Annotated in this window: 9 protein-coding genes; 4 read left to right on the forward strand and 5 right to left on the reverse strand. The window is 71.1% G+C overall.

Going from position 1 to position 8,231, the window contains the following annotated elements; translation table 11 throughout:
• The coding region (locus EIO58_RS08820; protein WP_164861599.1) for an alpha/beta hydrolase family protein at window positions 1-508 on the forward strand (508 nt) is incomplete at its 5' end.
• A gap of 90 nt (window positions 509-598) precedes the next feature.
• Here EIO58_RS08820 and hflX read toward each other — a convergent pair.
• Window positions 599-2,140 (reverse strand): GTPase HflX, encoded by a 1,542-nt coding sequence (gene hflX / locus EIO58_RS08825; protein ID WP_127819218.1) that lies wholly within the window; start codon window positions 2,138-2,140, stop codon window positions 599-601.
• 147 nt (window positions 2,141-2,287) lie between these two features.
• On the opposite strand from hflX, the gene EIO58_RS08830 reads away from it, so the two are divergent.
• The gene (locus tag EIO58_RS08830; protein ID WP_127819219.1) at window positions 2,288-2,935 is read left to right on the forward strand and encodes a class I SAM-dependent methyltransferase; all 648 of its coding nucleotides are present in this window, start codon (window positions 2,288-2,290) and stop codon (window positions 2,933-2,935) included.
• A gap of 36 nt (window positions 2,936-2,971) precedes the next feature.
• Here EIO58_RS08830 and dapF read toward each other — a convergent pair whose 3' ends face one another.
• The gene (gene dapF / locus EIO58_RS08835; protein WP_127819220.1) at window positions 2,972-3,856 is read right to left on the reverse strand and encodes a diaminopimelate epimerase; all 885 of its coding nucleotides are present in this window, start codon (window positions 3,854-3,856) and stop codon (window positions 2,972-2,974) included.
• Between the two features lie 103 nt (window positions 3,857-3,959).
• Here dapF and qcrB point away from each other — a divergent pair, with 103 nt between their 5' ends.
• Complete coding sequence (gene qcrB / locus EIO58_RS08840) at window positions 3,960-5,642, forward strand: cytochrome bc1 complex cytochrome b subunit (protein WP_127819221.1); 1,683 nt, start codon at window positions 3,960-3,962, stop codon at window positions 5,640-5,642.
• A 27-nt stretch (window positions 5,643-5,669) separates the two neighbouring features.
• Here the strand turns inward: qcrB and EIO58_RS08845 are convergent, their stop codons facing one another.
• Window positions 5,670-6,056, reverse strand: a complete 387-nt coding sequence (locus EIO58_RS08845; protein ID WP_164861600.1) for a nuclear transport factor 2 family protein — start codon at window positions 6,054-6,056, stop codon at window positions 5,670-5,672.
• 43 nt (window positions 6,057-6,099) lie between these two features.
• Between EIO58_RS08845 and EIO58_RS08850 the strand changes: the two genes are divergently transcribed.
• Entirely contained in the window at window positions 6,100-6,642 is a 543-nt protein-coding gene (locus EIO58_RS08850; RefSeq protein WP_164861601.1) for a MarR family winged helix-turn-helix transcriptional regulator, read from the forward strand.
• Here EIO58_RS08850 and EIO58_RS08855 read toward each other — a convergent pair.
• Complete coding sequence (locus tag EIO58_RS08855; protein WP_127819224.1) at window positions 6,629-7,051, reverse strand: GNAT family acetyltransferase; 423 nt, start codon at window positions 7,049-7,051, stop codon at window positions 6,629-6,631. The genes EIO58_RS08850 and EIO58_RS08855 overlap by 14 nt on opposite strands.
• Complete coding sequence (miaA, locus tag EIO58_RS08860) at window positions 7,048-7,950, reverse strand: tRNA (adenosine(37)-N6)-dimethylallyltransferase MiaA (RefSeq protein ID WP_240658657.1); 903 nt, start codon at window positions 7,948-7,950, stop codon at window positions 7,048-7,050. The genes EIO58_RS08855 and miaA overlap by 4 nt, the downstream gene beginning before the upstream one ends.
• Between the last annotated feature and the right edge of the window lie 281 nt (window positions 7,951-8,231).

An 8,231-nucleotide genomic window follows, 5' to 3' on the forward strand; every position in this document is an offset into this window, starting at 1 on the left:
CGGGCTCGCCGACGCGGGCGTCGCGGATCCCGCTCGCCTCGCCATCGCGGGCGGTTCGGCCGGCGGCTGGACGGTGCTCTGCGCGGTGACCCGCTCCGACGCCTTCGCCGCCGGGATCAGCCGCTACGGCGTCGCCGATCTGCGACGGCTCGCCGAAGACACCCACGACTTCGAAGCGAGTTATCTCGACGGCATGGTCGGGCCGCTGCCCGAGGCGGAGCAGCTGTACATCGACAGGTCACCGCTGTCGCACCTCGACCGGCTGAGAACACCGCTGCTGATCGAGCAGGGACTCGAAGACCTCGTCGTGCCGCCCTCGCAGTCCGAGGCGGTGCGCGATGCCCTCGCCGTCAACGGCGTCCCGCACGCGTACCTCGCCTTCGAAGGCGAGGGGCACGGGTTCCGTCGCGCCGAGACCGTCATCCGCGCACTCGAAGCCGAGCTGTCGTTCCTCGGACAGGTGCTCGGCTTCGACACGCCACGCGTGCCGAAGCTCGAGCTCGACTGACGCTCACCGCGTTTCGGCCCGCTTCACTCGCTCGACGACCGAGACCGATCGGTCGTCGAGCGAGCGAGGAACGAGCGAGACGAAACGCCGTCAGACGGCGAACGGCGCGAGGCGCGAGGCGAGGTGCTCGCCGACGCGCACGTGGAGGGCGGTGCCGCCCTCTACGTGCTGCTGCGACAGGATCATGCCCTGCTCGTGGATCGCCGACACCAGATCGCCGCGGTCGTACGGCACCAGTGCGTGCACCTCGACCGCCGGCAGCGGCAGCGCCTGCTCGACCGCCTCGCGCAGCTCGTCGATGCCCTCGCCGGTGCGCGAAGACGCGAAAACCGCCTGGGGCTCGAGCCCGCGCAGCACCATGCGGGTGTCGTCGTCGATGAGGTCGGCCTTGTTGAACACGACCAGCTCGGGAATGTCACGGGCGCCCACGTCGCCGATCACGTCGCGCACCGTCGCCAGCTGCGCCGCGGGATCGGGGTGCGACCCGTCCACGACGTGGAGGATGACATCGGCGTCGCCGACCTCCTCGAGCGTCGAGCGGAACGCCTCGACCAGCTGATGCGGCAGGTTGCGAACGAACCCGACCGTGTCGGTCAGTGTGTAGACACGGCCGTCGCTGGTCTCGGAGCGGCGGACCGTGGCATCCAGCGTCGCGAACAGCGCGTTCTCGACCAGCACGCCCGCGCTGGTGAGGCGGTTCAGCAGGCTCGACTTTCCGGCGTTCGTGTAGCCCGCGATCGCCACCGACGGCACCGTGTGACGCTTGCGGTCGGCGCGCTTGGCGTCGCGCGCGGGCGCGAAGTCGCGGATCTGCCGGCGCAGCTGCGCCATACGCGTGCGGATGCGGCGACGATCGAGCTCGATCTTGGTCTCACCAGGACCGCGCGAGCCCATGCCCGCGCCACCGGCGCCGACCTGGCCACCGGCCTGGCGGCTCATCGACTCACCCCAGCCGCGCAGTCGCGGCAGGAGATATTCGAGCTGTGCGAGCTCGACCTGGGCCTTGCCCTCGCGGCTCTTGGCGTGCTGGCTGAAGATGTCGAGGATGACCGTCGTGCGGTCGATGACCTTGACCTTCACGACGTCCTCGAGCGCACGGCGCTGGCTCGATGCGAGCTCGGTGTCGGCGATCACGGTGTCGGCGCCGAGTGCGGCGACGATGTCGCGCAGCTCCTCGGCCTTGCCACGACCGACGTAGGTCGCCGGGTCGGGGTGAGGGCGACGCTGCAGCACGCCGTCGAGCACGACCGCGCCGGCCGTCTCAGCCAGGGCCGCGAGCTCACGCAGCGAGTTCTCGGCATCCTCCGTCTCGCCTTGCGCGTGCACGCCGACGAGCACGACGTTCTCGAGTCGCAGCTGCCGGTACTCGACCTCGGTGACGTCCTGGAGCTCGGTCGAGAGTCCTGGTACGCGCCGCAGCGCCGCGCGCTCCTCGCGGTCCCACTGCACGCCGTCGTACGAGCCCGGGTCGGAGCCGGTGCGCCCGATGGTGGTCTCGTCCTGCAGCGCCTGCGCGGCGCCGAAGACGCGCACCCCCGAGCGCGCTTCGGCGCGCGCCAGCACACGATCCACCGGGTCGACCTCGTCGCGCGGTGTCTCGTCTGTGCTCTGGGGTGTCTGGATATCCGTCATGTGTTCCTTTCGGGATGCCTTCTCCGGCGTCATCGGCCGGTTGCAGGCATCCGTGAATTCTAGTCCCGCCTCCCGGGGCTGCGCCCGACATACCGGTTCGGCTCCGCTCTCGCAGGCCGTCCGGCTCCTCCGCTAGGCTCGTCAGCCATGGGCAGCGATCACTACTTCAGTGCCTCGCCCGCCAGTCCCGAGAGTCTGCGGCGCATCCGCGTGACGCTGGCCGGACGCGACCTGGAGGTCACGACCGCCGGCGGCGTGTTCAGCCCGGATCACGTGGACTCGGGAACCGCGGTGCTGCTGTCGAACACACCCCCGCCACCGCCCAGCGGGAACTTCCTGGACCTGGGATGCGGCTGGGGACCGATCGCGCTGAGCCTGGCGCTCGACGCGCCCCACGCGACGGTCTGGGCCGTCGACGTCAACGAGCGGGCGCTCGATCTGGTGAGGCGCAACGCCGAGGCGCTGGGTCTCCCCAATGTCAACACGGCACGGCCCGACGATGTTCCCCACGACATCGTCTTTCGCACGATCCGCTCGAACCCGCCGATCCGGGTCGGCAAGAACGAGCTGCACGGGATGCTCGAACGATGGATCCCGCGGCTCGACGAGCGCTCTGATGCGTGGCTGGTCGTGCAGCGCAACCTCGGGTCCGACTCGCTCCAGCGATGGCTCGCGGCCGGCTTCGACCGCGGCTACAGCGTGCACCGAGCGGCGACGGCGCGAGGCTTCCGCGTGCTCAGAGTCCGCCGGCACGGCTCGCCGCCGAGCGAGCCGATCGAGCTGCCCGCGTCCTGATCCCGGCGGCGCCGACCGGCGTTGTGCGGGCCTTCGTCAGGCGAGCGTGACCTCGCCGGAGTAGACCAGCGTCGCCGGGCCCGACAGCAGCACGTGACGCTCGCCGTCGATCTCCGGCATCCGGACTCCCAGCGTCCCTCCGGGGACCTCGACCACCCAGTGGTCGGGGGCGGCCGGACCCGCCCAGTGGCGGACCGCGATCGCCGCCGCGGCGACACCCGTGCCGCAGCTGAGCGTCTCGCCCACGCCGCGCTCGAACACACGCATGCGGATCGACCCCACGCCGTCTCGCACCAGAGGATCGGCGGGCACCACGAACTCGATGTTGGCGCCGTGCGGGGGCTCGGGGTGGACCTGCGGCTGCGCCGCCAGATCGAGGCCCTCGAGCTCGCGCTCGTCGGGCAGCGCCACGACGACGTGGGGGTTGCCGACGTCCACGCCGACGCCCGGGCGCGGCGCGCCTCCACTGCGCGTGCGCACCAGGACGTCGGCATCGTCGACCTCGAACGCGCCGAGATCGACCTCGAAGCCCCGGTCGCTCCGCGTCACCGTCTTCACCCCGGCGCGAGTGCCGATGGCGACGGGTCCGTCGTCCCACGTCGCCCAGCCGACCTCGATGAGGTACCGCACGAACACGCGCGTGCCGTTGCCGCACATCGCGGCCTTCGAGCCGTCAGCATTGCGGTAGTCCATGAACCATTCCACGGAGCCGGATGACGTCGATGCCGCCAGATCCGCCCCCTCGTCGATCGCGCTCGATCGGACCACCCGCAGGATCCCGTCGCCGCCGATGCCGAAGCGGCGGTCGCACAGCACCGCGACCTGGTCGTCGGAGAGATGCAGCTGCCCGTCCGGGTCGGGCACGATGACGAAGTCGTTCCCGGTGCCGTGGCCCTTGGTGAACGCGATGGTCTGCGGCATCGCACCAGTCTAGGCTCGCCGCCGCGCGCCTTGGCCGTCCCGAGGACCGTCACGTCTCGCCGCCCTGCGGTGTCGTATGAGTGAGCCCATCGAGGAGGCCGACATGCGCAGCACGGTGATCGAGACGGAGCAGACGACCCGGAAGGAGCGACGTCGGTCGGCGACCGACCGGCTGGCCGAACGCGTGCACGACACGACGATCTTCGGCCGGCGGATCGGCGACCTCTCGGCCGAGCTGCGCCGTCGCCGGGTGCCGACGCACTGGACGAACCTGTTCGGAGTCGTCACGGTCGCGTCCCTCATCGTCGTGACCGTGACGGGCTTCGTGCTCATGTTCTTCTACACGCCCTCGAGCGACCCCACGACATATGCCGGCTCCCACGCGCCGCTTCACGGCGCCGCGGTCTCGAAGGCGTTCGCGTCGACGATGGAGATCACCTTCGACGTGCCGGGCGGCCGTCTCATCCGCCAGGCACATCACTGGGCGGCCCTCCTCCTGCCGGCCGCCATGGTGCTGCAGCTCGTGACCATCTTCTTCACCGGCGCCTTCCGCCGGCCACGGCGCGCCACGTGGGTGCTGCTCGTGCTCGCGTTCCTCGCAGCGCTCGCAAGCGGCTGGAGCGGATACGCTCTGCCCGACGACATGCTGTCGGGAACGGGCCTGCGCATCGTCGAGGGCATCGTGCTCGGCATCCCGGTCGTGGGAACGTGGCTCGCATCCGTGCTGTTCGGCGGGCCCTTCCCCGGGCGGATCATCGAGAACCTGTTCCCCCTGCACATCCTGGTGTTCCCCGGCGCGCTCATCCTGCTGCTCACGCTGCGCGCGGCGGCGGCGTGGCGCCACGGGCCCGCGCACTTCCCCGGTGCCGGACGCACCGAGCGCACCATCGTCGGAGTTCCGCTCGTCCCTAACGCCGCCGCGCGCGCGGGCGGACTGGGCGTCATCGTCGCGGGGTTGCTCCTGCTCATCTCGGCCACCGTGACGGTGAGCCCGATCTGGCTCTACGGTCCCGGCGACCCCGGAAGCGCGGGCGCGGGCAGCCAGCCCGACTGGTACACGGGATTCCTCGACGGCGCCCTGCGGCTGGTGCCGCCGGGCTGGGAGGTGGTGTGGCTCGACCGCACGTGGACGCTCGCGATCCTGGTGCCGCTGGCTGTGGTGGGACTTTTCTTCGCGGCGGTCGCCGCCTACCCCGTGGTCGAGGAGTGGGTGACCGGCGACTCCCGCGAGCACCATCTGCTGGACCGGCCGCGCAATGCGCCGGCACGCACCGGCATCGGCGTCGCCGGACTCGTCTTCGCCGGTGTCCTATGGGTGGCCGGTGGCGCCGACATCGTCGCCACGACGTTCTGGGTCAGCATCGAGCCCGTCATCACGACGCTGCAGGTGACACTCGTCGTCGGCCCGCTCGTGGGTTTCACCGTTGCGCGCCGCGTGTGCCTCGGGCTGCAGCGCAAGGACCTCGAGCTGCTCGCCCACGGCTTCGAGACCGGCCGCGTCGTGCGCCTCCCCGGCGGCGAGTACGTCGAAGTCCACCAGCCGCTCGACGAGGCCGAGCGGGCGCGCATCGCCCCACCGCACGCCCCGATCCCGCCACGCCTCGGCCCGGGCGCGCTCGGACGCCGCACCCTGACCCAGCGCCTGCGGGTGCGCCTGTGGGACTTCTACGTCGGCGGCCGCCTCGAGGGGCCAGAGCCGGATGAGACCCACGAGGCTTCGGCGGAGGGCGCGGAGTCGGAGGCGGCTGCTCGACCGCTCCTCGCGAGCGATTCGACCCGCGAGTGAGGCGGACGGACTTCCCTCGGAGGCCGGTCAGCCGCCGACGGCGAACGGCTCGTAGCAGTCGTAGGTGATGTGCTCGACGATGCGGCCGTCGCGGACGCGGAGGAACCCTGCCATGCGTGCCACCACGTCGGTGTCGCCGATGCGACCCGACCACGTCGACCTCACGACCGCACGGTCGTCCTGCACGAGGATCTCGTGCACATCGATCCGCTGCGCGCTCAGCCGGCGCTTGCCTGCGAGGAAGCCCTCCGTCGTCTGCGTCAGGTCGCGCAGCGCTCCCGTCGGTGCGATCGGGTTGGGCATCTCCTCGAACCGGGCATCCGGGTCGACGATCTCGTGAAGATCCGCGGTCGTCGACGAGAGATCGGCGACCACGGAGAAGTACCGGCGAACGATGTCTTCGATGCTTGCCATGCCGGGAATAATACACAACCATGGTTGTGTGAATCGAGGAGATGTGACACCTTCCCTCATCGACCTCGCATCGCTCGCCGGCGGTGCCATCGACGGTCATGTCATCGCCGCGCTGGAGCGCGCCGGCTTCCCCGGCCTGCGCACCCGGCACGGCTATGTCGTGCAGCGGCTCCTCGCGGGAGACCGCACGATCACCGGGATCGCGCGGTCACTCGGCGTGACGCAGCAGGCGATGTCGAAGACGGTCGCCGAGCTGGAGCGCATGGGCTACGTCCACCGGGACGACGACCCCGAGGATGCGCGTCGCAGGTCGCTGTCGCTGTCCTCACGCGGGATGGCGGCGGTCGACACGGCGCGCGCCGTTCGACTGCGGCTCCTCACCCGGGTCACCGCCGACGTCGGAGCGACGCGGGTCGCCGACGCGGAGGCCGTCATGCGCGCGGTTCTCGATGCGCTCTCCCTCGCGGGACGCGTCGACGACCGGACCATGCCGGTGCCCCCCGGGTCGGACACGGACGAGGGATCGACTCACGGCGAAGAACAGCTAGACGGACCCGGATCCGCGCCGGGAATCAGTCCGCGATGAGGCGCTTGCCGGTCGTCCAGGTGTCGAACGGCTCGTAACCCAGCTCGCGATAGAAGCCCTGCGCGCCGTTGCTGTCGGGCCTGACCATGAGCTGCACCTTGGGGCAGCCCATCGCGAGGAGCCGCTCCTCCGCCTCCTCGACGAGCCGGCGACCGATGCCCTCTCCGCGCCGCGCCGGGTCGCTCGCGAGGTAGTACAGCCAGCCGCGGTGCCCGTCGTAGCCCGCCATCACCGAGCCCACGACCACACGGTCGGCCACCGCCACCAGGAACAGCTCCGGCTGCACCGACAGCTTGCGGCGGATGTCCTGATAGGGGTTGTTCCACGGACGCGTGAGACCGGTCGCCTGCCAGAGCGACACGACGGCCTCGGTCTCGCCGATGTCGAAGGGCCGGATGTCGATCGTCATGCCGTCGAGTCTGCCAGGAACACCGCAGCCGTCCCAGGCGTCACCCACCGCACGCCCTCGTACCGCTTGAACCACGACACCTGACGGCGCGCGTAGCGGCGCGTCAGGGCCTTCGTCTCGGAGATCGCCTCGGATGCGGTCATCGCACCGGACAGCTGAGCGAGCGCCTGCGCATAGCCGATCGCGCGGCGCGCGGTGACGCCGCGCTCGAGGCCCCGCTCGCGGAGCGCCCGCACCTCGTCGATCAGCCCGTCGCACCACATCGCGTCGACCCGCTCGTCGAGGCGGCCGACGAGCTCGTCACGCGGCATCGCCACTCCGATGATCGCCGTGGACTCGTGCCACAGCGCGGGTGCCTCCGGCAGTGCCGCACCGTGGGTCCGCTCCCCCAGTTCGAGCACCTCGAGCGCCCGCACGATGCGTCGGCCGTTTCGCGGGTCGATCCGATCGGCTGTCGCCGGGTCGAGCGCACGAACACGGGCGAAGAGCGCCCCCGGACCGTCGGCGTCGAGTTCCTCCTCCAGGCGCGCCCGCACGCCCTCGTCGCGCGGTGGGAAGCGGAAGTCGTAGAGCACGCTCGACACGTACAGTCCTGAGCCGCCCACGAGGACGGCATCCGCGCCCCGCGCGTGGATCTCGGCGATCGCCGTTCGCGCGGCCCCCTGATACCAGGCGACGGCCGCGTCCTCGATGACGTCGAGCACATCGAAGAGGTGATGACGGATGCCTCGCCGCTCGGCCGGCGGCAACTTCGCAGTGCCGATATCCATGCCGCGGTACAGCTGCATGGCGTCGGCATTGACGATCTCGGCTGGACGACCTCGCGCGGCGAGCGTCTCGGCGAGGTCGAGCGACAGCGCTGTCTTGCCGGTTCCGGTGGCCCCGACGATCGCCCACAGGCGTGGCTCCGGATCGGCCTCGCTCCGGTCGTCGAGCGAGCGGGGCGAGACGAAACGCTCGAGCTCCACGGACGACTCCGGGCGCCTCGTCTCGTCGCTGCGCTCCTCGCTCAACGACCGACTGCCTTCACACGCCGACGCGCAGCGTGGGCAGGCCCAGCGAGACCGCGCGAGGCGCCCCCGGCTCCGCGGGTGCGGGGACCGCGCACGACTCCGCCAGCGAGCGGTCCCACGCGTCACCGGACCGCGTGCGGCGAATGCGCAGCGGCGCGCCGTCGGGT

The organism is Microbacterium sp. CPCC 204701, from assembly GCF_004010105.1.
GTDB lineage: Bacteria > Actinomycetota > Actinomycetes > Actinomycetales > Microbacteriaceae > Microbacterium.